Annotated in this window: 20 protein-coding genes and 2 pseudogenes; 16 read left to right on the top strand and 6 right to left on the bottom strand. The window is 71.1% G+C overall.

Annotation, left to right across the window (positions count from 1 at the left end):
• Positions 1-42: 42 nt before the first annotated feature.
• Both PZB75_RS21165 and PZB75_RS21170 read left to right on the top strand, forming a co-directional pair.
• The gene (locus PZB75_RS21165) at positions 43-1,044 is read left to right on the top strand and encodes a 4-hydroxy-3-methylbut-2-enyl diphosphate reductase (protein WP_275536867.1); all 1,002 of its coding nucleotides are present in this window, start codon (positions 43-45) and stop codon (positions 1,042-1,044) included.
• Positions 1,045-1,107: 63 nt separating this feature from the next.
• A complete protein-coding gene (locus PZB75_RS21170; RefSeq protein ID WP_275536868.1) occupies positions 1,108-1,854 on the top strand; it encodes an ROK family protein in 747 nt (248 codons plus the stop codon).
• Between the two features lie 97 nt (positions 1,855-1,951).
• Here the strand turns inward: PZB75_RS21170 and PZB75_RS21175 are convergent, their stop codons facing one another.
• Positions 1,952-2,590, bottom strand: coding sequence for a DUF6542 domain-containing protein (locus PZB75_RS21175; RefSeq protein ID WP_343286252.1), 639 nt, complete (start codon positions 2,588-2,590; stop codon positions 1,952-1,954).
• 240 nt (positions 2,591-2,830) lie between these two features.
• Here PZB75_RS21175 and ychF point away from each other — a divergent pair, with 240 nt between their 5' ends.
• Positions 2,831-3,919 carry a redox-regulated ATPase YchF gene (gene ychF / locus PZB75_RS21180; protein ID WP_275536869.1) on the top strand — a complete coding sequence of 363 codons (1,089 nt, stop codon included), beginning with the start codon at positions 2,831-2,833 and terminating at the stop codon, positions 3,917-3,919.
• A gap of 95 nt (positions 3,920-4,014) precedes the next feature.
• Here ychF and PZB75_RS21185 read toward each other — a convergent pair.
• Positions 4,015-4,116: pseudogene (locus PZB75_RS21185) on the bottom strand (IS5/IS1182 family transposase); the annotation flags it as partial.
• Between the two features lie 237 nt (positions 4,117-4,353).
• On the opposite strand from PZB75_RS21185, the gene PZB75_RS21190 reads away from it, so the two are divergent.
• Positions 4,354-4,815, top strand: coding sequence for a transposase family protein (locus PZB75_RS21190; RefSeq protein WP_275536870.1), 462 nt, complete (start codon positions 4,354-4,356; stop codon positions 4,813-4,815).
• Positions 4,816-4,861: 46 nt separating this feature from the next.
• Positions 4,862-6,280, top strand: a complete 1,419-nt coding sequence (locus PZB75_RS21195; protein WP_275536871.1) for a DUF234 domain-containing protein — start codon at positions 4,862-4,864, stop codon at positions 6,278-6,280.
• Between the two features lie 339 nt (positions 6,281-6,619).
• Here PZB75_RS21195 and PZB75_RS21200 read toward each other — a convergent pair whose 3' ends face one another.
• Entirely contained in the window at positions 6,620-7,405 is a 786-nt protein-coding gene (locus tag PZB75_RS21200; RefSeq protein WP_275536872.1) for a LysR family substrate-binding domain-containing protein, read from the bottom strand.
• 57 nt (positions 7,406-7,462) lie between these two features.
• On the opposite strand from PZB75_RS21200, the gene PZB75_RS21205 reads away from it, so the two are divergent.
• Both PZB75_RS21205 and PZB75_RS21210 read left to right on the top strand, forming a co-directional pair.
• Positions 7,463-7,867, top strand: a complete 405-nt coding sequence (locus PZB75_RS21205; protein ID WP_275536873.1) for a DUF5997 family protein — start codon at positions 7,463-7,465, stop codon at positions 7,865-7,867.
• Positions 7,868-7,978: 111 nt separating this feature from the next.
• Positions 7,979-8,473 carry a levansucrase gene (locus tag PZB75_RS21210; RefSeq protein WP_275536874.1) on the top strand — a complete coding sequence of 165 codons (495 nt, stop codon included), beginning with the start codon at positions 7,979-7,981 and terminating at the stop codon, positions 8,471-8,473.
• A gap of 232 nt (positions 8,474-8,705) precedes the next feature.
• Here PZB75_RS21210 and PZB75_RS21215 read toward each other — a convergent pair whose 3' ends face one another.
• A complete protein-coding gene (locus tag PZB75_RS21215; protein WP_275536875.1) occupies positions 8,706-10,112 on the bottom strand; it encodes a glycoside hydrolase family 18 protein in 1,407 nt (468 codons plus the stop codon).
• 274 nt (positions 10,113-10,386) lie between these two features.
• Between PZB75_RS21215 and PZB75_RS21220 the strand changes: the two genes are divergently transcribed.
• The 5 genes from PZB75_RS21220 to PZB75_RS21240 all read left to right on the top strand — a co-directional run bounded on the left by PZB75_RS21220 (position 10,387) and on the right by PZB75_RS21240 (position 15,791).
• A complete protein-coding gene (locus tag PZB75_RS21220; protein WP_275536876.1) occupies positions 10,387-11,139 on the top strand; it encodes a GntR family transcriptional regulator in 753 nt (250 codons plus the stop codon).
• Between the two features lie 315 nt (positions 11,140-11,454).
• Positions 11,455-11,637: an SPOR domain-containing protein gene (locus PZB75_RS21225; protein ID WP_275536877.1), complete on the top strand. Its 183-nt coding sequence runs from the start codon at positions 11,455-11,457 to the stop codon at positions 11,635-11,637.
• Positions 11,638-11,886: 249 nt separating this feature from the next.
• Positions 11,887-12,291: a (deoxy)nucleoside triphosphate pyrophosphohydrolase gene (locus PZB75_RS21230; protein WP_275536878.1), complete on the top strand. Its 405-nt coding sequence runs from the start codon at positions 11,887-11,889 to the stop codon at positions 12,289-12,291.
• A gap of 151 nt (positions 12,292-12,442) precedes the next feature.
• Positions 12,443-13,042 (top strand): ATP-binding protein, encoded by a 600-nt coding sequence (locus PZB75_RS21235; protein WP_275536879.1) that lies wholly within the window; start codon positions 12,443-12,445, stop codon positions 13,040-13,042.
• Positions 13,043-13,235: 193 nt separating this feature from the next.
• Positions 13,236-15,791, top strand: coding sequence for a SpoIIE family protein phosphatase (locus PZB75_RS21240; RefSeq protein WP_275538804.1), 2,556 nt, complete (start codon positions 13,236-13,238; stop codon positions 15,789-15,791).
• Positions 15,792-15,854: 63 nt separating this feature from the next.
• Here the strand turns inward: PZB75_RS21240 and PZB75_RS21245 are convergent, their stop codons facing one another.
• Both PZB75_RS21245 and PZB75_RS21250 read right to left on the bottom strand, forming a co-directional pair.
• Positions 15,855-16,634, bottom strand: coding sequence for a PspA/IM30 family protein (locus PZB75_RS21245; RefSeq protein ID WP_275536880.1), 780 nt, complete (start codon positions 16,632-16,634; stop codon positions 15,855-15,857).
• Between the two features lie 221 nt (positions 16,635-16,855).
• Complete coding sequence (locus PZB75_RS21250; protein WP_275536881.1) at positions 16,856-18,658, bottom strand: TPM domain-containing protein; 1,803 nt, start codon at positions 18,656-18,658, stop codon at positions 16,856-16,858.
• A gap of 336 nt (positions 18,659-18,994) precedes the next feature.
• Between PZB75_RS21250 and PZB75_RS21255 the strand changes: the two genes are divergently transcribed.
• The 4 genes and pseudogenes from PZB75_RS21255 to typA all read left to right on the top strand — a co-directional run bounded on the left by PZB75_RS21255 (position 18,995) and on the right by typA (position 25,126).
• Positions 18,995-19,972: a hypothetical protein gene (locus tag PZB75_RS21255; RefSeq protein WP_275538805.1), complete on the top strand. Its 978-nt coding sequence runs from the start codon at positions 18,995-18,997 to the stop codon at positions 19,970-19,972.
• A gap of 96 nt (positions 19,973-20,068) precedes the next feature.
• Positions 20,069-20,257 (top strand): annotated as a pseudogene (locus tag PZB75_RS21260) (isochorismatase family protein); the annotation flags it as partial.
• 310 nt (positions 20,258-20,567) lie between these two features.
• A complete protein-coding gene (locus PZB75_RS21265; RefSeq protein ID WP_275536882.1) occupies positions 20,568-22,931 on the top strand; it encodes an ABC transporter family substrate-binding protein in 2,364 nt (787 codons plus the stop codon).
• Between the two features lie 323 nt (positions 22,932-23,254).
• Positions 23,255-25,126, top strand: a complete 1,872-nt coding sequence (gene typA, locus PZB75_RS21270) for a translational GTPase TypA (protein WP_275536883.1) — start codon at positions 23,255-23,257, stop codon at positions 25,124-25,126.
• The last annotated feature ends 358 nt before the right edge of the window (positions 25,127-25,484 follow it).

The following is a 25,484-nucleotide window of genomic DNA, read 5'->3' on the forward strand; positions in this document are numbered from 1 at the left end:
TGCGACCCGCCTGATCCTTCGCCTGTTCGGTACGGCCTTACGATGGTGCCCATGACTGCTACCCCTGCCCGACGCGTCCTGCTCGCCGCTCCTCGTGGCTACTGCGCGGGCGTGGACCGTGCCGTGATCGCCGTGGAGAAGGCCCTGGAGCAGTACGGCTCCCCTATCTATGTCCGCCACGAGATCGTCCACAACAAGTACGTCGTGCGGACCCTGGAGAAGAAGGGCGCGATCTTCGTCGACGAGACGGCGGAGGTCCCCGAGGGTTCGATCGTGATGTTCTCCGCGCACGGTGTCGCGCCGACCGTGCACCAGGAGGCGGCCGAACGGAAGCTCGCCACCATCGACGCGACCTGCCCGCTCGTCACCAAGGTCCACAAGGAAGCCGTCCGGTTCGCCGACGAGGACTTCGACATCCTGCTCATCGGCCACGAAGGCCACGAGGAGGTCATCGGCACGTCCGGTGAGGCCCCCGACCACATCACGCTCGTCGACGGCCCGGCGGACGTCGCCAACGTCAAGGTGCGCGACGAGTCCAAGGTCGTCTGGCTCTCCCAGACCACGCTCTCCGTCGACGAGACGATGGAGACGGTCGACGCCCTGAAGACGAAGTTCCCGCAGCTGATCTCGCCGCCCAGCGACGACATCTGCTACGCCACGCAGAACCGTCAGATCGCGGTGAAGCAGATGGGCGCGGACGCGGACCTGGTCATCGTCGTCGGTTCCAAGAACTCCTCGAACTCGGTACGCCTGGTCGAGGTGGCCCTGGGCGCGGGCGCGCGCGACGCGCACCTGGTCGACGCCGCCGAGGAGATCGAGGAGGCATGGCTGGAGGGCGTCTCCACGGTCGGTCTCACCTCCGGCGCCTCCGTCCCCGAGGTGCTGGTCGACGGAGTCCTGGCCTGGCTGTCCGAGCGGGGTTTCGAGGACGTCGAGATCGTGAAGGCGGCCGAGGAGTCCATCACCTTCTCGCTGCCGAAGGAGCTCCGCCGGGACCTGCGGGCCGAAGCGGCGGCGCTGTCACGGACGGCGCCGCGGAAGTAACCGCGACCGGTACCGCGTACCACCGGGAAGTGTTCCTGGACGCGGACCCGTACCGTGGATCGCATGGAGATCTTCGGCGTGGACATAGGCGGAACAGGGATCAAGGGCGCTCCCGTTGACCTCATCCGCGGAGACCTGGCGGGCGAGCGCCACAAAGTGGCGACACCGCACCCGGCCACGCCCGAGGGCGTGGCCGACAGCGTTGCCGAGGTGGTGGGCCACTTCGGCTGGACGGGCCCGGTCGGCATCACCTTCCCGGGCGTGGTCACCGACGGCGTCACCCGCACCGCGGCCAATGTCGACAAGGGCTGGATAGACACGGACGCCCGCGCACTGCTGGGTGACCGGCTGGGCCTGCCGGTCACCGTGCTGAACGACGCCGACGCGGCCGGAGTCGCCGAGATGACCTTCGGCGCGGGACGCGGTCGCACGGGCACGGTGATCATGCTGACCTTCGGTACGGGGATCGGCAGCGCGCTCTTCATCGACGGCCGGCTCGTCCCCAACACCGAGCTGGGCCATCTGGAGCTGCACGGCCGGGACGCCGAGACCCACGCGTCCACCAAGGCCAGGGAGGACGAGGACCTGAGCTGGCAGCACTGGTCGCGCCGGGTCCAGAAATACCTCGCGCACGTGGAGATGCTCTTCTCGCCGGAACTGTTCATCATCGGCGGCGGGATCAGCCGGAAGTCGGAGAAGTTCCTGCCGCTGATCGAACACGTCAGGGCCGAGCTGGTGCCCGCGGAGCTGGAGAACAACGCGGGCATCGTGGGAGCGGCGATGACGGCCGGGGAGAGCATCGGGAAGTAGCGGCGGAGGGAAGGACGCCGGCCCGGTCGGCGGCTGATCCGGTCCCCGACCCGACCCGGCGCGGCGCGACCCGGCGCGGCGCGGGTGCGCGGGCCGGTCAGCGCGTGACGCGCCGCACGGGCCGGCCACTCCGCGCCGACTGGGCGTGCGCCTGCGACTGGGCCTGTGCCTGTGCGGCCTGAGCCGCCTGGACCGACTGGCGCCGCCGGAGCCGCGTCAGCCGTACCCTGCGTACGGTGGCGATGAGCCCGGCGACGAGTGTGCCCCCGTACAGCCACCCCGCGTGGACGGCGAGCGCCGTGACGATCGCCATGGTCTGCCCGCCGAAACCACCGCTGCCGCCGGCCACCGGGATGACGCCGATGGCGAAGGCGATCGGCACGATGATCGGGGCGGTGACCAGATCGGCCGGCCGCACCCACAGCGCCGTCAACGCGGCGACCGGCAGGAACAGCACTCCGTACACCGCCGGGGCACCGTCGAACAGCAACTGGTCGAGACAGGCGAACACGAACATGGACACCGCGGCGAAGAGCCCGGCACCGATACCGGTCAGCCGGGGATTCGGCAGCCGGCGCCACACCGGCACGACCGGCCCCGCGCTGCGCGCGGGCGCACCGGACGCCCCCGCTGCCCGGTAGACGGTCGCCGCCTCTCCGAGGGCACCCGGCGGCGGGGGCAGCGGGGCCTGCCGAGGCCGCCTGCGCTGCGGGGGACGTGTCCTGTGCTGCTCCACCTGGACAACGTAGGTCGCGAAACGGTCCGGAGGAGGGGTGGGACACGCCCTTTGGCCGACCTTGGCGTTGAGTTCGACGTCACACGGCGGAATCCGGCCGGTGAGGCGGGGTGGCCGGACCCGTGGATACCCGGCGCGCCCCGCCCGTAAACTGGAGAATCGGCCCACCCGGACCGACCCGTACCACGCGCCGTGCTCCACTCGTCGTCCCTCCCTCTCCCACTTCAGGAAGTCGCCAACGTGTCGCTCTCGATCGGAATCGTCGGTCTGCCGAATGTCGGCAAGTCGACCCTGTTCAACGCCCTGACCAAGAACGACGTGCTGGCGGCCAACTACCCGTTCGCCACCATCGAGCCGAACGTCGGCGTCGTGGGCGTCCCCGACCCGCGTCTGAACAAGCTCGCGGAGATCTTCGGCTCCCAGAAGGTGCTCCCCGCCACCGTCGACTTCGTCGACATCGCGGGCATCGTGCGCGGCGCGAGCGAGGGTGAGGGGCTGGGCAACAAGTTCCTGGCGAACATTCGCGAATCCGACGCGATCTGCCAGGTCATCCGTGCCTTCAAGGACGAGAACGTCGTGCACGTGGACGGCAAGGTCTCGCCCAAGGACGACATCGAGACGATCAACACCGAGCTGATCCTCGCCGACCTCCAGTCCGTCGAGAAGGCCGTCCCGCGCCTCACGAAGGAGTCCCGCCTCCAGAAGGAGAAGGCCGCCGTGCTGGCCGCCGTCGAGGAGGCCCAGAAGATCCTCGAAACGGGCCAGACCCTCTTCTCGGCGGGCATCACGGCGGGCACGGAGAAGGGCCGGCTCCTGCACGAGCTGCACCTGCTGACCGTCAAGCCCTTCCTGTACGTCTTCAACGTCGACGAGGACGAACTGGTCGACGAGGAGTTCAAGAACGAACAGCGGGCCCTGGTCGCCCCCGCCGAGGCGATCTTCCTGAACGCCAAGATCGAGTCCGAGCTGATCGAACTCGACGACGACGAGGCCCTGGAACTCCTCCAGTCCATGGGCCAGGAAGAGCCGGGCCTCGCCACCCTCGGCCGCGTCGGCTTCGCCACCCTGGGCCTCCAGACCTACCTGACGGCAGGCCCCAAGGAGACCCGCGCCTGGACCATCAAGAAGGGCGCCACGGCCCCGGAGGCGGCCGGTGTGATCCACACCGACTTCCAGAAGGGCTTCATCAAGGCGGAGATCATCTCCTTCGACGACCTGGTCGAGACGGGCTCGGTCGCCGAATCCCGCGCCAAGGGCAAGGCGCGGATGGAGGGCAAGGACTATGTGATGCAGGACGGGGACGTGGTGGAGTTCCGCTTCAACGTGTAGTGGGTGACACAACACCACGTCGCTGATCTGGCAAATATGCAGGTCAGCGAGGGCCCGACTCTTCGGAGTCGGGCCCTTGGCTTCTTCCCGTTGATGCTGCGGCGGAGTTTTCGTAGGAGACGCTGACTATGCAGGGTGGCCTTGACCTGCTCGCCGAGGCAGCGAATCTTGGCGTGTGTGCTGTGGTGGCAGCGCTGCCACCGCTTGAGGCGGCGGCCCCGGAACGGCAGGGGCCCTTTGCGAGATCGACGTTTGTCCGGTTCGCCAGGGTGCGACGGAACCGGGTGGAGTGTTCCGCTTCGAGGGAAACGCGGTGCAGGCACGGCCTCAGTGGGCATGTGGGTGTCTACGCCCCATGATCACTCGGCAGGTCCGTGCCTGTTCCTGCATGTTCTCTCACGCTCTGCGGTCTGGATGAACCGGCCCTCGCTTCCATGTCGGCGCCGCTGCCGGACGCGGTCGCGCTGTCCGGGTTTCTGGGCCTGATACCTGATCCGCGCGGACCGCGCGGGCTCCGTCATCTGTTGTCCGCACTGGTGGCCGCCGCGGCGGCCAGTGTGTCGGCAGGCGCCCGCTCGCTGAGCGCGATGACCGAGTCGATCGCGGATGCTCCGGCGTGGGCCTGCCGGGCGCTCGGCTTCCCCGTCGATCCGCTGACCAAAACCGTGTCCGTGCCGCACCTCCAGGCCCTGCGCCGGCCGCTGGTCCTGCTCGGCTGGCGTTGCGTCAGGTCGGAACGTTGTGTCAGATCGGTGGTGATTCGTTACTCACTCGATCGGGGCGCGTGCGGCGCTGGTAGTGGCAGTGGCGGGCAACGGCCTGGTGGCGGCGCCGGCTGGGCCGGCGGAGACAGTGCCGGGGTGGCGGCAACTGACGAAGATCATAGACTAACCTAGATGTTACTAACATAGTTGTTAGTTTCATGCGCGGAGGTTGGTAGGCGTGGTGGATTTCGTAGGCCGTCGCCAGGAGCTGGCGACGTTGGAGCGGGAACTGCACAAGGTGGCGGCAGGGGTCGGCGGGGAGCGGCCCGGTCGGTGTGTGATGCTGCGTGGGCGGCGCCGGGTGGGCAAGTCGCGACTGGTTGAGCGGTTTGCGGAGCATTCCGGAGCCCCGTTCTTGTTCTACGCGGCGACCGGTGCGTCCCCCAGGGAGGATCTGGCACGGCTGGCCCGTGATGCCCAAGCGTCGACGCTGCCGTTGGCGGGGCTGGTGGCCGCCGCGCGGCCGGAGAGCTGGGACGCCGCGTTCGATGTGCTGGCTGCGGCGCTGCCTGCCGACCGGGCGAGCGTGCTGGTCATCGACGAGGTGCCGTACCTGATGGACTCCGGTGGCGCCTTTGAGGGGATGCTGCAAAGGGCCTGGGACCGGGCGTTGGAGATCAAGCCGGTGCTGCTGGTCCTCATTGGCTCCGATCTGTCGATGATGGAGGCTCTGAACAGTTATGGACGCCCCTTCCATCAGCGCGGCCGGGAGATGGTGCTGGGGCCGCTGAACCCCGCTGAGGTGGGGAGGATGCTTGGGCTGGAACCGCCGGAAGCCTTCGACGCCGCGCTGGTCACCGGCGGGCTGCCGCTGATCTGCGCGGAGTGGTCGAGAGGGGAGGGGCTTTGGGACTTCCTCGGTGAGGCGCTGAGTGATCCGGTCTCGGCCCTGCTGGTGTCGGCCGAGCGCTCGCTGGCTGCCGAATTCCCCCCGCAGGCCCAGGCGCGTACGGTGCTGGCGGCCATCGGGAGTGGTGAGCGGACCTTCACCAACATCGCCCGGGCAGCCGGCGGAATCGGAGCCACGCCGCTGCAACGAGCACTGGAGCTGCTCACGGACAAGCGGATCGTCGCCGCAGAGCTGCCCGTATCGCTGCGTCCGTCGAAGGATCGCCGCTACCGGGTGACAGATCCCTACCTGCGGTTTTGGCTGCACCTGCTTGGCCCCTCCATGGAGGAGATCGAACGGGGGCGGGGTGATCTGGCCTTGGCGCGCATCCGGGAGAACTGGACGAGCTGGCGAGGCCGAGCCGTCGAGCCCCTTGTCCGCGAGGCCCTGGCGCGGATACTGCCCGACGACCGGCTCCCCGCAGCGCCCGCGGTGGGCGGTTACTGGACCCGCACCAACGACGTCGAAATCGACATCGTCGGGGCGGACCGCGCCCCCATCGCCAAGGAGCTTCTCTTCGTGGGCTCCATCAAGTGGCTGGAGCAGTCACCCTTCGACCGGCACGACCTGGCCGCTCTCCATCGGCACCGGGCCGCCCTCACCGACGAACCCGTTCCCGTCGTGGCGGTCTCGCGCAGCGGCATCGACTCTCCGGGCCTTGATGCCACCTACGGCCCCGGGGACTTGCTTACCGCTTGGCCGCTGTGAGTGGCGAACTGCAGGCGAGGTCCGGGAGTTCGTGAGCGCGACGGGGCCGAGATGGTGCGGAAAAGCTTTTCGGCCCTCGGCCCTCGCCCTCCGCCGGCGCTAATGTGCAGCGTTGGCGATCTGAGCCCTCTCGTACTTCGGCGTGAATCCCGTGCTGGGAGGGTGCTGGGAGGTGCCCGCATATGTGTAGGTCAGAGCCTTGTGGGTTAGTTCCGCTTCGATGTCACGGACAAGGAAATCGTCATTCTCGCGGCTCGGTATCACTACTGAATTGACCTTCGAGCTGCCCCGGAGGACGGGGCGGGGTTCCGTCCAGGACAGGCACAACCAAGATCCCGGTCAGCGGCGGGGTTTGCCGCGTTTGGTGCCCTTGGGAGCGCTCGAACCCTTTCGGGGGTTCCTGCCGCCGCCGGTCGCGCGGCCCGTCGTTCCGCCGGCTGTCCCGCCCTTCGCCGGCTTTCGGCGGGTGCCTGCGGAGTCGGACCGTTCGGCCTTCGGTCGCGGGGGTGTCGGGGGGCGGCCCCGGGTGCTGTTGACCGTGCGGCCCCGGACGATCCCGATGAACTCCTCCACCAGGTCCGTGGTCGCCTCCTCCGGCCATGACAGCGCGACGCGTGACTCGGGGGCGTCCCGGACCTGCCGGTACGTGAGGTCCTTGCGGTGGTGCAGGCGGGCCAGTGACTGGGGCACGACGAGCAGGCCCACTCCCGCCGCCACCAGCTCGACCGCGTCCGCCGTGGTCGCCGGGCGGTCGTCCGCCGGGCGGCCCGGCCGTTCCTGCCAGTCGAGGGTCTCGTCCAGGGGGTGCAGCACGATGTCGTCGGCCAGGTCCTCGGCCGAGACCTCCTCGGCCGCCGCCACGAGGTGGTCCTTCGGGATCACGACCACGGTCGTCTCGGTGTACAGGGGGATCGCGCTGAGGTCCGTCCGGTCGATCGGCAACCGTACGAAACCCGCGTCCGCCTCACCCGCCCGCAGCGCGTCGGCCGCCGAGGCGGCGGACATCGGTACGAGGGTCAGCGGGATGTCCGGCAGCCGCTCGTGCCAGATCCGCACCCACTTCGTGGGCGTCACCCCCGGGACGTAGGCGAGCCGGAACGAAGGGGTTGCCTGCGAGTCGGTCACCCGGCCAGGTTACCGGCCGTGGTCGGCGGCGCCGCACACGCTCGTTACGCTGGGACCATGACGTCGCACCAGACCACCCAGACCATGAAGCCCGCGACCGCGGCGAAGAAACTGGGTGTGTACCTAGAGGCCACCCCCGCCGAGTTCCAGGAGGGTGTCGTCTCGCGCACCGAGCTGAACGCGCTCCAGGCCGATCCCCCCGAGTGGCTGCGGGACCTGCGGCGCGACGGGCCGCACCCCCGGCCGGTGGTCGCGACGAAGCTCGGCGTCTCCATCGCGGGGCTCGCCCGCGGCGGGATCACCGACCCCCTCACCACCGAGCGGATCGAGGCGCTGAAGAAGGAATCCCCCGAGTGGTTGCAGCGGGAACGCGCGACCCAGGCCGAGGTCCGGAAGGAAGCGGTACGGATCAAGGAGAAGAAGGCGGAGCGCGCCGAGCAGACCGAACGACCGCGTTCCTGACCCCTCCGCGCCCCGGCCGGAGCGGCGGAAGGTACCGGGCGGGCGTCCTGGGAAGTCCCGGTAGTGCCGCCTGCCTTTCCGGCGTACGGCGGCCCGTGGACAATCGCTGCCATGAGCGATGAGTCGATACACGCCTACCTGGCCTCCGTCGAAGGCCGGCTGGCAGCGGACGGTTGCGCGCCGCACTGGGAGCACTGGGCGGGCGCGCCCGTCCTCGTCGGACGGCGGGCCGATTTCCGTCTCAAGTGGGCGGCCACCAATCTGCATCTGTTCACTGTCGCCGCCACCGTGCCCGAGATCACCGTCCCGGTGGTCGACACCTTCACCACACAGGTCCTCACGTACGCCAAGAAGAACAAGGGTGGTCTGCCGGTCGGGATGCAGACCGGTGTCGCGAGCTTCCCGGTCCTGGTCAGCGACCGGGTCGATCCGGCCGCGATGGCGTGGGCGGAGGAGAAGCAGCGCAACCAGTTCGCCTGCTTCGCCCGGCCCGTCGTCATCGACACGACTCACCGGTACGTCGGGTTCTACCGCGGGAAGCCCGCCCTGGGCCGGGCCTACGCCTCCCACCTCATCGAGAAGGGCACGCGCTACTTCGATCTGTGATCGACGGGTCGGCCGGTCGGGTGAGTGGGCGGTCGGTGTGGTGAGTGGCCGGTCGGCCGGGTGAGTGGGCGGTGGGGTGAGTGCCGTGGGGCACATCCGGCGGGCGGCGGGCGCGGGGTGGCGCGGGGCGGGCGTCCCGAATGCGCGCCTCAGGGGTGCGCCTCGGTGTGACCCGGGGGCGACCGCGTCGTGCGACCGCCCCGCGCCCGCCGTCGTACCGGTGGCCGTTCGGTCAGCGGCGGCCGAGGCCGCGGTCCAGCGCGGTCATCAGTTCACCGTTGTCCGTGTCACCGTCCAGCGACCAGACCATCGCGCCGCCGAGCCGGTGGTCGCGGATGTAGGACGTCTTGGCCCGCAGCACCTGCGGGTCGTCGTACGTCCACAGGGTGGTGCCGTCGAACAGCCAGGCGTCGCCGTTCCCGGTACCCCGGTGGATCTTGAACTTGCCCGACTGCGCGAGCTTCTTGAGGGCCTTGTAGTCCTCCGAACCCGCCGCCCAGGTGGCGGGCGCCGGGCCGGTGGCCGGCTTGCCGAGGCCGTTGCCGCCTCCGGTCACACCGGTCCAGCCCTGGCCGTAGAACGGCACACCCACGACCAGCTTGCGGGCGGGGGCGCCGCGCTTCAGCCAGTCGCGGACGGTCCGGTCGACACTGAAGTCGTTCTTCGCGTACAGCGCGGACTGCTGGGCGGTGGTCTTGTCGCCCGAGACGTGGAAGTCGTACCCCTGGAGGTTCACGAAGTCGAAGTCCCGCATGATGCGCGGTACGTCGAAGCCCGCGTCGATCTTCGCCGCCGACGCGGGGGCGTAGGCCGTCAGGTCGTAGTGCTTGGGCTCGGGCTTGCGGGCCGGGCCGTGGCCCTTCGGCTTCGGGTTCTTCGCCTGGCTCTTGGCGTAGGCGTCCAGCTGGGTGCGGAACTCGTGCACCAGAGCGGTGAAGTTCCGCTTGTCCTCGGGGCGGTAGACCGTGTCGTCCTCGCCCGCGGAACCGGGCCACTCCCAGTCGATGTCGATGCCGTCGAAGAGACCGGCCGCCGCTCCCTGGCCACCGCGCGCCCCATCCACCGGGAGGTTGCCCTTGATGTAGAGGTCGAGGCAGGAGGAGACGAGCGCCTTGCGGGAGGCGGGGGTGCGGACCGCGTCCGAGAAGTGGGTGGACCAGCTCCAGCCGCCCAGCGAGATCATCACCTTGAGGCCGGGGTGCTTGGCCTTCAGTTCGCGGAGCTGGTTGAAGTTGCCCGCGAGCGGCTGGGTGTCGGTGTCGGCGACGCCGTCCACCGATCCGGCGGCGTCCAGCGGACGGACGTAGTCCGCCCAGGCGTCGGTCTCGCCCGGCACGTTGCCGGTGAAGCACTTGCCTGCGGCACTCACATTGCCGAAGGCGTAGTTGATGTGCGTGAGCTTGGCGGCGGCGCCGCTGGTGTCCAGGTCCTTGACCTGGAAGTCGCGTCCGTAGACGCCCCATTGGGTGAAGTAGCCGACGCGCTTGTACGCGGGGGTGGAGCCGTGACGTCCGTTGCCGCGGTCGTCGTGGCGGCCGCCTCCGTGACCCGTACCGGCGGACGCGGCCGGGGCCAGGGTGGCCAGCAGCGCGAAGGAGCAGGCGGCGACGGTCAGTCTGGACAGGGTTTTCCGGCGCATGAGGCTCGTTCCTGTGTGAGTGCTGTGAGGTGACGAGGGCCGTGCTGTGTGCAGAGGAAGCTATTGGTCTGGACCAAAAGGGGTCAAGGGGTGCCATGGGTCGGGAAGTGGAGGGAGGGGGGCCGGTTTGGTGCCGGGCGTGTGCCCGGTCGCGCGGGTCCATGCGCGGAGTGGTGGTGAATCATCACTTCGAGTGAAACTCTGGCCTGTGCTTGCGGTTCGGAACCCTCGGTTGTCAGTCTGTTGCAGACTGTCAACCTGTTGGGAGTGGCCTGTGACTTTCGGTGAGCAGCCCGCCTATCTGCGCGTTGCGAGCGACCTGCGGGAGAAGATCGTCAGCGGTTCACTGCCGCCGCACACGCGTCTGCCGTCGCAGGCCCGCATCCGCGAGGAGTACGGCGTCTCGGACACCGTCGCCCTGGAGGCGCGCAAGGTGCTGATGGCGGAGGGGCTGGTCGAGGGCCGATCGGGGTCGGGGACGTATGTGCGCGAGCGCCCGGTGCCGCGCAGGATCGCCCGTTCCGGCTTCCGGCCCGACGCGGGTGCCAGCCCGTTCCGTCAGGAGCAGGCGGCGCTGGGGGTGCACGGGACGTGGGAGTCGCGCAGCGAGCAGGAGGGAGCAGCGCCGGAGATCGCCGAACGCCTCGGCATCGAGCCGGGTGACCGGGTGATGCGCACGGCGTACGTCTTCCGTGAGGCAGGTGAACCGATGATGCTCTCGACGTCCTGGGAGCCCCTGGCCGTCACGGGGCGTACTCCGGTGATGCTGCCGGAGGAGGGGCCGTTGGGCGGCTGCGGGGTGGTGGAGCGGATGGCCGCGATCGACATCGTCGTGGACAACGTGGTCGAGGACGTCGGCGCGCGTCCGGGGCTGGCGGAGGAGCTGCTGGCGCTCGGCGGGGTGCCGGGCCATGTGGTGATGGTGATCGGGCGCACGTACTACGCGTCGGGGCGGGCGGTCGAGACGGCGGACGTGGTGGTGCCGGCCGACCGCTACCGGATCGCCTATCACCTTCAGGTCAAGTGAAGGGGGCGCGGGTGGTTCGTACGGGGTGCGCGAACGCCTGTGGGGTGAGCTGACGCCCCGCCCGTTCTCCGTCACGACCGCCGCTCACCAGCGATGACGGCGCGTCATCCGCCGTTCCCCGTGCAGAAGTGAGGGGGCGCACTCGTCGGGTGCGCCCCCTTTGTGCTGGCCGGATGCGTACCTCTTTGTGTAAAAGCGTATCCGCTGAGTGAAGGTCAGGCGTACGCTCGGGCATATGCGTACTGCGGTTTCCTGGGGATTTTTGGATACGTGCGATCCGGTGCGGGGAGGGGCGCGATGCTGGGGAGAAGTGCGATGAGCGACAGCGGTGCCGTGCTCCCTTGGCTGGTGATACGGCAGGACGACAACGGCAATCGCTACCGCGTCGGCAGGTATGCCACGCAGAGCGAGGCGCAGAGGATCGCCGACAGCCTCGACGGCTCCGGCGCCGAACGGCTCTACTGGGTGGAGCGCGCGGAGCGGAGCGCCCGCCCGTGACCGCCTGGCCGTGACTGTCCGCCCGGTCGGCTGCTGACGGCCTGGTTGCTGTCCGCCCAGCCGGTTGCTGTCGGCCTGGTTGCTGTCCGCCCGGCTGGTCGCTGACTGCCCGGCCGGCTGTCTGTCGGTCGGCCCCGCGCCCGTGCCCCCGGTCGCCCGCCTTGTGTCATGGCTCGGACCGGTGCGTTCCGGGGCCGGGCGGCGACGGGTGGGAACGACTCGTCCGGGGTGGCGGCTACGCTCCGGCGTATGAACGATCGTGTGGTGGTGGCCGGGGCCGTCTGCGACCAGGGGCGGCTGTTGGCCGCGCGCCGTAGCGCACCGCCGGAGCTGGCCGGGCGCTGGGAGCTGCCCGGCGGCAAGGTGGAGCCGGGGGAGAGCGCCGAGCAGGCGCTGGTGCGCGAGTTGCGCGAGGAGCTGGGGGTCGAGACGGAGCCGGTGGGGCGGATCTCCGGCGAGTGGCCGCTGAAGCCCGGTTATGTCCTTCAGGTGTGGACGGTCCGCCTGGTGTCGGGCGTCCCCCGGCCGTTGGAGGACCATGACGAGCTGCGTTGGCTCGGGCCCGCCGAGACCGACCAGGTCGACTGGCTGGACCAGGACCGGCCCGCCGTCGCGGAGGCGGTCCGCCGGCTCACCGCCTCCGCGCCTCGCTGAGCGACGGTACTCTCCGGCTCAGTGGGGTACTCGTCCCGCGTGCACCCGTACGATCCATCCCTCGATCCGCGCGGTATTTTGTTCCGATTATCGGGTATGGGGTTGTCTGTAACCCGTGGGGGATTGTGTTCCCCTTGGCTGGTCTTGGGAAGTGATCGGCGTGATCGATACCGAAGGCGGCTGCGCCGAGTGGACCTTCCCGGCCGTGCCGAACGCCGTACGAACCGCCCGGCACGCGGTGCGCGACGCGTTGCACGCGTGGGGGCTCGACCCCGACTCCTGTGATGTGACGGTGCTTCTCGTCAGCGAGTTGGTGACCAACTCCCTCCGGTACACGCCGGGCCCGATCGGTGTACGCCTGGTGAGGCCGCCCGCTCGGTCCCAGGCGCGGGGCAGGCCCGAGGCGCAACCGCAGCCGCTGGATCAGGCACAGGATCGGACGCGGGCGCGGGTCCGGCCGCGCCGGTCCCAGCCGCAGCCCTGGTCCGACCGTGACCGTTTCCGTACCCCGCGCCCGGACGGGTCCTCCGCCCGGGGCGCCCACTTCCCGGAGGACACGGCCGCGCCCCGCACCGGTCTGCTGGTGGAAGTCTCCGATCCGCTTCCCGATCCGCCCACCGAACGCACCGCGCATCCGGACGACGAGGGCGGCCGTGGGCTGCAACTCGTGGCGTGCTCGGCCCGCCGCTGGGGGACCAGACGTGGAAAGACTGGCAAGACGGTGTGGTTCGAGCTGGCCCTGCCTGGTTAGGAGTGGGAGGGGAAGCACAGCGATCACCAGAGGTCGGGCAGAACCTGGCTGAAAGGGACTGAGACCGTGCTGTGATCGTGAACGCCGTGTCGGTCGGGGCCGTAGTGCTGAATACTGCGGGCAGGACCGGTCCGGTGTGTGAGCTGGAGGGGACGGTCGCGTGAGCGAAATACCTGGGACGGCGGGCAACGTCGTGTGGCAGAGCAGTCCGCCCGGCTCGATCTATGACTACGTCAGGGTCGCCTCCTTCTCGATCGGGCCCGACGGGCTGATCGAGCAGTGGAGCCGCCGGGCCGCCGGTCTCTTCGGCATAGCCGCTCATCAGGCGGTGGGCCGGGACCCGGTCGAGGCGTTCATGCCGTCCGAGTTCCGACGGGACGGGCACCACAGGGTCACCGAGATCCTGGACGGCAAGGAGTGGACGGGCCTCGTGCCGTTCGTCGTGCCGGGCGAGGACGGAACGCACGGGCTCGCCGAGATCTATGTCATGCCGACCCGTACGGAGAGCGGGGCCCGCGCGGCGCTCTGTATCGTCGTCGATGTCCGTGCGTTGCGGCACATCGAGACGGATCTCGCAGCTTCGCAGGCCATATTCGGCCAATCTCCTTTCGGTTTCGTGCTGTTCGGTACGGACTTCACGGTCGTACGCGCCAACAAGCGGTTCGCCACCGTCTTCGGCGGTACGGCCGACGACCACCGGGGACGCTCGGTGGACGACTATCTGGGCCCGCCGGAGGCCGCCCGGCTGAGCGCCACCCTCAAGCGGGTCCTGGAGACCGGCAGGTCGGTGACCGACCTCCAGATCGTCGGCACCGCACCCGGTGGGGCCGGCCGCCGGCACTGGTCCATCAACCTCTACCGGGTGCACGGCGGGGCCGGGAACCCCATCGGCGTCGCCGGACTGGCCACCGATGTGACCCGAAGTCATGTCGCCGCCCGTGAGGCGGACAGCGCCCGCCGCAATCTCGCCCTGCTCAACGAGGCGGGTGCCCGGATCGGCAACTCCCTCGATCTGGAGACCACCGCCCGTGACCTCCTCGACGTCGCCGTCCCCGGCTTCTGCGACCTCGCCTCCGTCGATCTCTACCAGGGGCTCCTCACGGGGGAGGAGGCACCGCCCGGCAGCGGCGCGTCCTTCGGCCAGGAGGCCGGCGGCTCCGCCGAACTGCGCCGGGTCGCCTTCGCCAGCGCCGTGTCCGACTCCCTGCCGGCCACCACGGGCGGCCACGGCCCCGGCACCGCGACACCCGCTCTCGGTTCGGTGCACCGCTTCCCGTTCCGCTCGCCGGGTGCCATGGCCCTGCGCCTCGGCCGGGTCCAGGACGTACCGGCGACCGAGGGCGGTCTCGTCCAGTGCACGCTGGCCGTGCCGATGGTCGCGCACGACACCGTCGTCGGACTCGTCCAGTTCTCCCGTACCAAGGGCAGCGAACCCTTCGGCGAGCGTGACCGGGCACTGGCCACCGAACTCGCCGCCCGAGCCGCCGTCTGCATCGACAACGCCCGTCTCTACCGCCGCGAGCACGAGCGCGCGCTGATCCTCCAGCGCAGCCTGCTGCCCCCGGGCGACCCGGAGGCCGCCGGCCTGGACATCGCCTGTCGCTATCTGCCCGGCAACACGGCGACGGAGGTCGGCGGTGACTGGTTCGACGTCATCGAACTCCCCGGCCACCGAACGGCGCTCGTCGTCGGCGACGTCATGGGCCGGGGTCTGCGGGCCGCCGTCGCCATGGGTGAACTACGTACGGCCGTACGGACGTTGGCGCTGCTGGATCTGGAGCCCGCCGAGGTGCTGTCCGCCCTCGACGAGGTCGCCCGTGGTCTCGGCACCCCCGGCGGCGGCACTCCGAACGACCGCTTCGGCGGGGGCGGCGGCGCTCAGTGGCTCTCGCGGGCAGCCCACAAGTCCCGCGAGGCGGACCTCGCCGAGGTCTACCTCGCGACCTGTGTGTACGCCGTCTACGACCCGGTCACCCGGCGCTGCACCTTCGCCAACGCGGGCCACCTCCCTCCCATGGTGGTCGAGCCGGGCGCACCGGCCGTGATGCTCGACGTCCCGCCCGGGATGCCGCTCGGGGTGGGCGGCGAACCCTTCGAGGAGGTCGAGGTCGAGCTGAAGGAGGGGGCGCTCCTCGCGCTCTACACCGACGGGCTGGTCGAATCCCGTGACCATCCCCTCGACGAGGGCCTGGAGGCGTTCCGGCGCGTGCTCACCGAACCGGCCCGGCCGCTCGAAGACGTCTGCGACCACGTACTGACCGCCCTCGACACCCGGCACGGCGAGGACGACATCGCGCTCCTCATGGCGCGTATCCAGGGGCTGCCCGCCGACGCGGTCGGTGACTGGCCGCTGCCGCGCGAACCCCGCTCGGTCGGCCGCGCCCGCGAGCTGGCCCGTACCCAGTTGAACGGCTGGGGCCTCGGCGACCTGGTGGACACCACCGAACTGCTGGTCAGCGAACTCGTCACCAACGCCCTGCGGTACGGCGAGGGCGAGATCCGGCTCCGGCTGCTGCGGGACCGCACGCTGGTGTGCGAGGTCTGGGACGCGGGCCTCGTCCAGCCCCGGCGGCGGCGGGCGCGCGACACCGACGAGGGCGGACGCGGGCTGCAACTGGTCGGGCTGTTGAGCGCGGCCTGGGGTTCGCGGCGGACCCCACGCGGCAAGACCGTCTGGTTCGAACTGCCGCTGCCCGACGGGGAGCCCGCACCGGAGCCCACGGTGGAGCAGTTGCTGAGCATGTTCTGACGGGGGACGGGGCGGACAGGGGCGGCGGAGGGCAGGCCGCGGGGATCGCGGGCGAGCGGGGGATCAGGACGGGTTGGCGGTCTTCAGGGCCGCGAGCCTCGCCTCGACCTCAGCGCTCCCGCCGAGACCGTCCAGCTCGTCGAAACGGGCGTCCAGTTCGGCGGTCCGGGCGTCCAGCTCCTCGGACCGGGTGTCCGGCGACGCGGCCGTCGGCCGTTCCCGGGCGTCGGGCGCCTTCTTCTCCTCGTGCCGCACCTTCTCCTCGAACCTGCGGAGTTCGCTGCTCGGGTCGAGGATGTCGATGCTCCTGAGGGCCCTTGTCGTCCGGCCGCGCACCGGGGTGGAGGCACCGGGCGCCGCCGGTTCCGCCCGCTCCGCGAGTTCTGCCAGTTCCGTCAGTTGTGACAGCTTCGCCCGCATCTGCGCCAGACCGGAGTTGAGCCGTTCCAGCACCTGCGTCCGGCAGGTGATCGTCGGCTCGGCGGCCTGGACCTCCTTCTCCGCGTCGAGCTGACGCCCGAGCGCGATCCTGGCCAGCTTGTCGAACCCGTCGGCCTCCTCCCGCGCGCCCGCCGCCCGCAGCTCGTCGGCCCTCCGGCTGACCGCGAGCGCCTTCTCGCCCCACTCCCGGGCCAACTCGACGTCCTCCGCGTGGTCCTGCTCCATCAACGAGAGGTCGCCGAGGGCGTCCGCCGCCGCCCGTCCGGCCTCCATGAGGTTCGTCGTGTAGTCGTGGATCAGCTGGTCCAGCATCGTCCGCCGGTCCTCGGCCTGGTCGACCAGCGTGTTGATGTCGGCCTTCGCCAGCAGGGTGACGCGGCCGAGAACGGTCTGCTTGGGCATGGGGGCGCCTCTCTCCTTGAGTTGGTCGCGTACGGATGGACGCGCGGTGCACGGCCGGGTCCGGGGTGCCGGTCGGGACGTGCCGGTCAGGGCGTGTGGGGAGTGGGATCGGGACGCGCGGGACGGGTGTGCGGGGAGTGCCGGCGGGTGTCCGGGACCGTGTCCGGGCCGGTGTGTCGGCGCGTACCGGGGCCGGGGTACGGGGATGTCGGCACCCGCGTTCAGAAGCGACCGCCACCGCCCCGCCTGCCACGGGTGCTCCCTCCGCCGAAACTCGCGGGCCCGCCGCCGCCCTCGTCGTCGTACGGGCCCGGGAGGACGATGCCGCCGAGCACCGCCCCGGCGAGCCCGCCGTCCGCGCTTCCCCGGTCGCGGCGGGCATGGCTCCCCCCGTCCCGGGCGTCCCGCCCGTCGGCCGCGTGTCCCGCACGTCGTGGATCGTCCACGCCCCCTCCCGCAGGGAACTCCCGCTGCCCGTCCTGTTCGTACCGGTCCTGATACGACCGTACGTCCCGCTCGGCCACGTCCAGGGCGTCCGCCCCCAGGGCGTCCGCCCGGTGTGCCTCGTCCAGCGCGCCCCGGGCGTCGTCGGCCGAGGCCAGTTCCCCGGACCGTTCCAGACGTCGTCCGGCCTCCGCGAGCAGGGTCCTGGCCCGGCCGCCCACCGCGCCCCGGTGCGTGTCGATGTGGTCCATGGCGGCCCCGGCCGCCGCGCGCGCCGTGAACAGCGCCTGTTCGAGCAGCTCACGCCTGACCCGCCGACCGCCCGGTTCGCCGGCCCTCGCCAGTGCCTCGTCCAGCGCCGCTCCCGCTCCCGTCACCCGGCGCAGCGCGTCCACCGGGTCGTACGGACCGGTCTCCGTTCCGCTCCGTACGGCGGCGAGCACCGACGCGGCGCGGGCGGCCCGGACGCGCAGATCCGTCCTGGCGGGCCCCTCCGGGAGGCCCGCGAGCAGCCCGTTCGCCTCGGTCAGATCCGTGTCCGTGTCGGCGAGTGCGGCGGCCAGGAGCCGGGCGGCCTGGACGAGTTCGGCCACCCGTCGGTCCACGGCGTCGACGAGAGTGGTCGCCTGGCCGACCGCGCTCTCGGCCGCCCTGACGTACGCGGCCGCCGCGCCGCCGTCGTCCGCGTCGACGGCCTGACGGGCCCGGTTGAGGGCCGAGGTCGCGAAGACCAGCCGGTCCTTGGCCCGTTCGGCGGCGGACGTCAGGGGCGCGCGGACCGGTTCGGCGTACCGGTCCCGCAGCGCGACGAGAGCCGTCCCGGCGGCGGAGACCCGGCCCGTGAGCGCGCGGAACGTGGTCTCGACGGCGGCCAGTGCCCGTGGGGCGTCGCGCTCCAGGGCGCGCAGCGCGTCGAAGTCCTCGGCCATGGCGTCGAGCCGGCGGTCGGCGTCCGCGCACCGGCCCACGATCTCGTCCAGCATCCGCCGCCGGGTGGCGGCGTCCTGCGGGGGCGCGTCGTCGAGCCGCCCCCGTATCCGGAAGGCGGTGGCCAGTTCGTCCCCGGCTCGTGCGACGGCGTCGGCGAAGGGGGTGGTGGCCTCGTCCCCGGACCGGTCCGTGGCATGGCCGAGTTCCTCCGCGCTGGTGCGGACCGCGTTGTCCGTGGCCACCAGCGCGTCGTCCGCCCGCGCCGACAACTCACGCAGCGGTGCAGGCGGTTCGGGGTGGCTGTCCCGACTCGGCGCGCCTGTCACCGGAGTGGTACGGGTCGTGACGCGTTTTCGGCGCCGGACATATGTGTACGCGGCGACGGCCGCCACCACGCAGAGGACGGCCACCGGCAGGACCGTGTCCACGGCGCCGCCACCGGAGTCGTCGGCCGTGGTGTCGCCCTCGTCGCTCTGATCACTTCCGCCCGGGGTGAGCGCGGGAGTGGCGATGTGCGCCCCGGGCCGGAGCCGGGCATCGGCGTGCGCCGGAGGCGCGGCCGGGAGCACGGCCCAGCACAGCGCCATCAACGTGGCGAGCAGGACCCGGCCCGGCCGGGGAGTCCTGGTACGGCTCACGGGCGGCGTCACGTTTGTGAGGCTATGTCCACTTCTCCGGCCTCGCGACCCGGTGGTCGGCGCCCGGTGGGCGGTCCGTGACGGGCACCGGGAGCAACGCGCGTCCGGCATACTGCCCGGTCATCAACATCCACAACGGGGGGGCAGGACGTGCGTACACGGATTTCACGGGTGGCGGAAGCGATACGCGGCGGGTTGATACGCGGCAGGCTGGTGGGGAGCAGGTCGATACGGGGCAGGGCCGCGCGGGGTGGCGCTGTGCGCGAGGACGCCGTGCGCGACGAGGTCCCGGGCGGGGAGGCGCCCGGGAAGGCGGCGCGTCGGTTCCGGTGGACCTGGCCGAGGCGGATCGCCCTGGGGCTGGTCCTGGCCGTCGTCCTTCCCGCGCTCGGCGCCGGGCTCGCACTGCGGCTCAACTACACGGGCGATCCCGGTGACGGCACCCGCACCCGGGGCCGGGACGCGATCTGGCTCGGCCACGCCTGGGTGGACGGGCGCAGGACCGACGCCGATCTGGCCGCCTTCGCCGACCGAATCCGGGGCACGGGCATCAAGGACCTCTACGTCCACGCGGGGCCGCTGGAGCATGACGGCACACTGCCCGCCACCGCGTATCCGAGGGCGAAGTGGCTGCTCGACTCCGTGCACCGCACCATGCCGGGCATCAGGGTGCAGGCATGGCTCGGGGACGTACTCGCCACCGAGGGCCCGGAGGGGCTGCGGCTGGAGCGGGCCTCGTCGCGCGCCGCCGTGGTGGCGTCGGCGCGGCAGATCGCCGACGCCGGGTTCGACGGCGTCCACTTCGACCTGGAGCCGCTGCACTCGGGCGACACCCACTACCTCTCGCTCCTCGACGACCTGCGGGCCCTCACCCGGGCGCGCGGGGTCACGCTGTCCGTCGCGGCCCATCAGATCGACCCGCTGCCCGCCGCCCACCGGGTCCTCGGCGCGGTCACCGGCAGCCCCAAGTGGTGGTCGCAGGAGTTCTTCGGGCAGGTGGCCCGGCGCGTCGACCAGATCGCCGTCATGTCGTACGACAGCTGGATGCCGCTGGAGGGGCTGTACGGCGGCTATGTCGCCCAGCAGACGGCGCTCGCCCTGGAGGTGACGCCGGCCGGCACCGATCTGCTGATGGGGCTGCCGTTCTTCCACGAGGAACGCTTCGGGCACCACGCGCCGGCGGAGACCGTCACGGCCGCCGTCCGTGGCGCCAGGCTGGGACTGGGCCGCACGGACCGGGGGCGTGAGCGGTTCGGGCTGGCGCTGTACGTCGACTTCGCGGCCCTGGAGGGGGACTGGACGGCGTACCGCACGGGCTGGAACTGAGCCGGGCGGGAGGCGTGCCGTGCCGGACCGGACCGGTGTGTTTCGGTACGGCCCGCCGCGAGTCCGGTCCGGCCCGGTGCGGCGCGCGGGTCGGCTTCCGGGCCCGCGCGGTCCGGCGTCGAGTCCACCGCCCGCGCCGCGTACGAGCACGGTTACCACGTCACCGTCGCGGTCGACGCCGTCACCGACATGGACGCCGACGCCCACCGCAACAGCGTCGAGAAGATCTTCCCGAGGCTCGGCGAGACGGACACCACCGACGCGGTCCTCGCGCTCCTGGACTGAGCCCGAGCCGCCCCGGCTCCGAGCCGCCCCGGCTCCGAGCCGTCCGGCCCCGAGTCCGGTCCTTCCCGGTCCGGCGCCCGGTCCGTCCGGCGCCCTCGCTCTCTCGTGGTCCGCCCCGCCGTGCGGGGAACGCGCGACGGGGCGGACGGGTGAGGTTCGCGGTCCGTGCGACGTGTCGGCGCCCCCGCTCGCGAGGGTGTGCTTTCAGTGGGTGAGCAGAAACAGTGTGATCAACTGCAAATGCCACCAGACATGCACAATCCGGCGCATCGGGTACGGATGGGCCGGGCCGGCCCCGGAGGTATCAGCCATGTCCCACGTCGGCGTCCCGCGCGGGACGGCCCCCAGGCGTCGCACGCTCGCGCTTCTCACCACGGGGGTGCTCGCCCTTTCCGTACTGGCCGGCTGCACCGTGGGCAACGACACCACCGCGGCCATGGCCGCGCAGGACATCGCGCCCACGACCCGCGACGCGGTCGCCGACGGGTCCACGGTCAACTGGGCCATCGCTTCGATGCCCACCACCCTCAACGCCTTCCAGGCCGACGCCGACGACGCCACCGCCCGCGTGACCGGAGCCCTGCTGCCGTCGCTCTTCCCGCTCGACGCCAAGGGGAGGCCGCAGCTCAACCCGGACTATCTGGAATCCGCGAAGATCGTCGGACGCGAGCCCAAACAGGTCGTTCTCTACAAACTCAACCAGCAGGCGGTCTGGAGCGACGGCCGGGAGATCGGGGCACCCGACTTCGTCGCCCAGTGGCGCGCGCTGAACGGCAGGGACTCCGCGTACTGGAGCGCCCACAACGCCGGATACGAGCGGATCGAGAAGATCGAGCGCGGGGCGAACGACCTACAGGTCCGGGTCACCTTCGCCAAGCCGTACGCGGACTGGCGCTCCCTCTTCTCGCCGCTCTACCCGAAGCAGGTGACCGGCACGCCGGACGCCTTCAACGACGGGGCGAGGGCGACGCTCAAGGCCACGGCGGGACCGTTCCAGCTGCGCAGTGTGAACAAGCGCGACGGGACCGTGAGCCTGGTCCGCAGCCCGCGCTGGTGGGGTGACCGGGCCAAGCTCCAGGGGCTGGTCTTCCGCGTGGTCGAACCGGACAAACGCGTCGACGCGCTGGCCGAGGGCACCGTCGACATCGCCGACGTCGACCCCGTCGCGGCGGACCGGGTCGCGCAGGCGGCCCGCGACGGCGCGGGCGGGCAGCCGCCCGCCCACGGACCCGGCGCCGACACCGGCCCGGCCGAGGCGCTGCGCTCCTGGGCGCTGGCACACGGCTCCGACGAGGAGCAGGCGGAGGAGGCGCGTGCCGCCCGGGAACGGACCAGGCTGGCCGTCGCCGCGTACGCCACGGAACAGAAGGGGCTGCGCCGGTACGTCGTCCGCACCTCGCTGGAACCCGCCTACACCCAGCTCGCCCTGAACGGTGAGTCCGGCCCGCTGTCGGACGACCGGGTGCGCCGGGCGGTGGCCCGCGCCCTGGACCGCCAGGCGCTCGCCGACGCCGTGCTCAAACCGCTCGGCCTGCCCGCGCGGCCGCTCGGCAGCCACCTGGCGCTCGCCGGGCAGCCCGCGTACAAGGACAGCAGCGGCGCGCTCGGGCGGCAGGACACCAAGGAGGCGCTGGCCCTGCTGGCCGACGCGGGCTGGACCCGGGGCGGCGCCGCCAAGAAGTCCGGTGACACCAAGGCGGGCAGCGAGGCGGACGAGAAGAAGGGCGCGCGGTCCGGCAAGGACGACGGGGACGACAAGGCGGACAAGGACGACCGGGCCGCCGTCTCCCCGGACGACGGCGTGTACATCGTCGGCGGGGACGACAAGCCCCCCGCCCGGCACGGCGCCGAGGCTCCCGCCCGTGTCCTGGCCCCCGCCACCACCGCCGCCCGGCACGGGGACGCGCTCCTGCGCCAGGCCGCGTTCCTCACGGGCGCCACCGGAACCGCGGGTACCACCGGCACCAGGGCCGAGGCGGCCGGCGCCGGTGACGACGCCGCGGCCCAGGGCGTCCCGCAGGACAGGCACCCGAGGGGCGCGGCGGGGGCCTACGCCCCCGTGGGCACGGCCGCCCCGGTGGACGCCGCCGCGGCACCGGGAGCGCTCGGCAAGGACGGCAAGCCGTTGACCCTGCGCTTCGTGCTGCCGTCCGGGCCCGGTTCGCAGTCGCTGCGCACCGTCGGCGACCGGATCGCGGCGATGCTCGAATCGATCGGCATCCGTACGGAGATCACCAAGGTCGCCGACGACAGCTACTTCAAGGACCACGTCGCGTCCGGCGACTACGACCTGGCGCTGTACTCCTGGCCCGCCAGCGCCTACCCCGCGACCGACGGCCGCCCGATCTACGCCAAGCCGCAGCCCGCGTCCGACGGCTCGCTCCTCGTCGAGCAGAACTACACCCGGGTCGGTACGGACCACATCGACCAGCTCTTCGACCAGGCCCTCTCCGAGCTGGACGAGAACGCCGCACGGGCGCTGATGGAGGAGGCGGACGCCCGGATCTGGGCCGCCGCAGGATCGATTCCGCTGTTTCAGCGCCCGCAGCTGGTGGCGGTGGACAGGAAGCTGGTGAACGCCGGAGCGTTCGGTTTCGCGGCGCCCCGCTACCAGGACATCGGGTTCCGGGGAGGACCGCGGGCCGGTGCCCCCGCGCACCCGTACAAGCGGTAGGAAAGACCAGGTCACGGCGGGTACGGAAGGTCGCCGAACCCCGTTCGCGCGTGCGGCCCGCCGAACCCGGGCGGGCAGCCGCCCGGGTTCGGCGGGCCGGATTTCCGGGCCCCCGCGAGCCTCGCTGAACAGGGGCTGAACAGCGCCGTAGGACCGGTGGGGCACCGGCTGAAGACCCGTCTCGCGCACCGGTCCGGGAAGCCCCGGACGCGTCGGGCCCGTACCATGGGACGAGCCGTGGCGTGTCCGCCCGGCGGGCGTACGAGGACCCGAGAGCGACTGAGACGCCTGATCCCACGAACCGAGAGAAGCGCAAGCCACCCATGCCCACGCGCCACGACATCCGTAACGTAGCCATCGTCGCCCACGTCGACCACGGCAAGACCACTCTGGTCGACGCCATGCTGAGGCAGGCGGGCGCCTTCGCCGCGCACGCCGCCGAGAACCTCGACGAACGCATGATGGACTCGAACGACCTGGAGCGTGAGAAGGGCATCACGATCCTCGCCAAGAACACGGCGGTGAAATATCACCCCAAGTCCGGCGGGGACCCCATCACGATCAACATCATCGACACCCCGGGCCACGCCGACTTCGGCGGCGAGGTCGAGCGCGGTCTGTCGATGGTCGACGCGGTCGTGCTGCTCGTCGATGCCTCCGAGGGCCCGCTCCCGCAGACTCGCTTCGTGCTGCGCAAGGCGCTCTCGGCCAAGATGCCGGTCATCCTGTGCATCAACAAGACGGACCGTCCCGACTCCCGTATCGCCGAGGTGGTCGACGAGACGTACGACCTGTTCCTGGACCTGGACGCGGACGAGGAGCAGATCGAGTTCCCGATCGTCTACGCCTGCGCACGGGACGGCGTCGCCTCCCTGACCAAGCCGGAGGACGGCACGGTCCCGCCGGACAGCGAGAACCTCGAACCGTTCTTCAACACGATCCTGTCGCACGTCCCGGCCCCCGAGTACGACGAAGAGGCGCCGCTCCAGGCCCACGTCACCAACCTCGACGCCGACAACTTCCTCGGCCGCATCGCCCTCTGCCGCGTCGAGCAGGGCGAGCTGCGCAAGGGCCAGACGGTCACCTGGATCAAGCGTGACGGTACGCAGACCAACGTCCGCATCACCGAGCTGCTGATGACCGAGGCGCTGACCCGCAAGGCCGCCGAGAAGGCCGGCCCCGGTGACATCTGCGCCATCGCCGGTATCCCGGACATCATGATCGGCGAGACCCTGGCCGACCCCGAGAACCCGATCGCGCTCCCGCTGATCACGGTCGACGAGCCCGCCATCTCGATGACCATCGGTACGAACACCTCGCCGCTCGTCGGCAAGGGCGGCAAGGGCCACAAGGTCACCGCCCGCCAGGTGAAGGACCGCCTCGACCGCGAGCTGATCGGTAACGTCTCGCTCCGCGTCCTGGAGACCGAGCGCCCCGACACCTGGGAGGTCCAGGGCCGCGGCGAGCTGGCGCTGGCGATCCTCGTCGAGCAGATGCGCCGTGAGGGCTTCGAGCTGACCGTCGGCAAGCCGGAGGTCGTCACCAAGCAGATCGACGGCAAGACGTACGAGCCCGTCGAGCGCATGACGATCGACTCGCCCGAGGAGCACCTCGGTGCCATCACCCAGCTCATGGCGACCCGCAAGGGCCGCATGGAGACCATGACGAACCACGGTTCGGGCTGGGTCCGCATGGAGTGGATCGTCCCGTCCCGCGGCCTCATCGGCTTCCGTACCGAGTTCCTGACCCAGACCCGCGGCACCGGCATCGCGCACTCCATCTTCGAGGACCACGAGCCGTGGTTCGGCGAGCTGCGCACCCGTCACAACGGCTCGCTGGTGGCGGACCGTTCGGGTTCGGTGACCCCGTTCGCGATGGTCAACCTCCAGGAGCGCGGTGTCATCTTCACCGAGGCGGGCACCGAGGTCTACGAGGGCATGATCGTCGGCGAGAACTCGCGCGCCGACGACATGGACGTGAACATCACCAAGGAGAAGAAGCTCACCAACATGCGCGCCGCCTCCGCGGACACCACCGAGAACGTGGTGCCGGCGCGGAAGCTGTCGCTGGAGCAGTCCCTGGAGTTCTGCCGCGACGACGAGTGCATCGAGGTGACCCCGGAGACGGTCCGTATCCGCAAGGTCGTCCTGGACCAGAAGGAGCGTGGCCGCGCCGCCTCGCGCGCCAAGCGCTGACGCGCACGCACCACCCCCCCGGACGCCGGCCGGCGCACCCGCCTGATACACAGGTCTGTGCTGGTGGGGCGTCAGATCCAGGGCTCGGGCCCCCGCGGAAACCGCGGGGGCCCGAGCCTTTCGTCAAGCGGATTTCACGGCCCGAGCGTCCGGATATCGGGCGTCGCTCTCCGGAACGTGTGTTAACAGTCCGTTTCGGGGGTGTCTGTCTGGGATCACTTTGTCCGGATTTCGGGCATAGGGGGATGACTGATGTTGTCAAACCGAGACCCTTTAAGTGTGGTTTACAGCCCGGTCGTACTCAATAGTTGGCTCCATTGAGCTCGGGTCAATGGGTCACGGACTGTGGGGAGTACGG

Source organism: Streptomyces sp. AM 4-1-1 (assembly GCF_029167625.1).
Classification (GTDB): Bacteria; Actinomycetota; Actinomycetes; order Streptomycetales; family Streptomycetaceae; genus Streptomyces.

Coding starts and splice junctions, on each gene's coding strand:
- PZB75_RS21165 (WP_275536867.1), top strand. CDS start 43: ATGGTGCCCATGACTGCTACCCCTGCCCGACGCGTCCTGCTCGCCGCT.
- PZB75_RS21170 (WP_275536868.1), top strand. CDS start 1,108: ATGGAGATCTTCGGCGTGGACATAGGCGGAACAGGGATCAAGGGCGCT.
- PZB75_RS21190 (WP_275536870.1), top strand. CDS start 4,354: ATGTCGGCGCCGCTGCCGGACGCGGTCGCGCTGTCCGGGTTTCTGGGC.
- PZB75_RS21205 (WP_275536873.1), top strand. CDS start 7,463: ATGACGTCGCACCAGACCACCCAGACCATGAAGCCCGCGACCGCGGCG.
- PZB75_RS21210 (WP_275536874.1), top strand. CDS start 7,979: ATGAGCGATGAGTCGATACACGCCTACCTGGCCTCCGTCGAAGGCCGG.
- PZB75_RS21215 (WP_275536875.1), bottom strand. CDS start 10,112: ATGCGCCGGAAAACCCTGTCCAGACTGACCGTCGCCGCCTGCTCCTTC.
- PZB75_RS21225 (WP_275536877.1), top strand. CDS start 11,455: ATGAGCGACAGCGGTGCCGTGCTCCCTTGGCTGGTGATACGGCAGGAC.
- PZB75_RS21230 (WP_275536878.1), top strand. CDS start 11,887: ATGAACGATCGTGTGGTGGTGGCCGGGGCCGTCTGCGACCAGGGGCGG.
- PZB75_RS21245 (WP_275536880.1), bottom strand. CDS start 16,634: ATGCCCAAGCAGACCGTTCTCGGCCGCGTCACCCTGCTGGCGAAGGCC.
- PZB75_RS21265 (WP_275536882.1), top strand. CDS start 20,568: ATGTCCCACGTCGGCGTCCCGCGCGGGACGGCCCCCAGGCGTCGCACG.
- typA (WP_275536883.1), top strand. CDS start 23,255: ATGCCCACGCGCCACGACATCCGTAACGTAGCCATCGTCGCCCACGTC.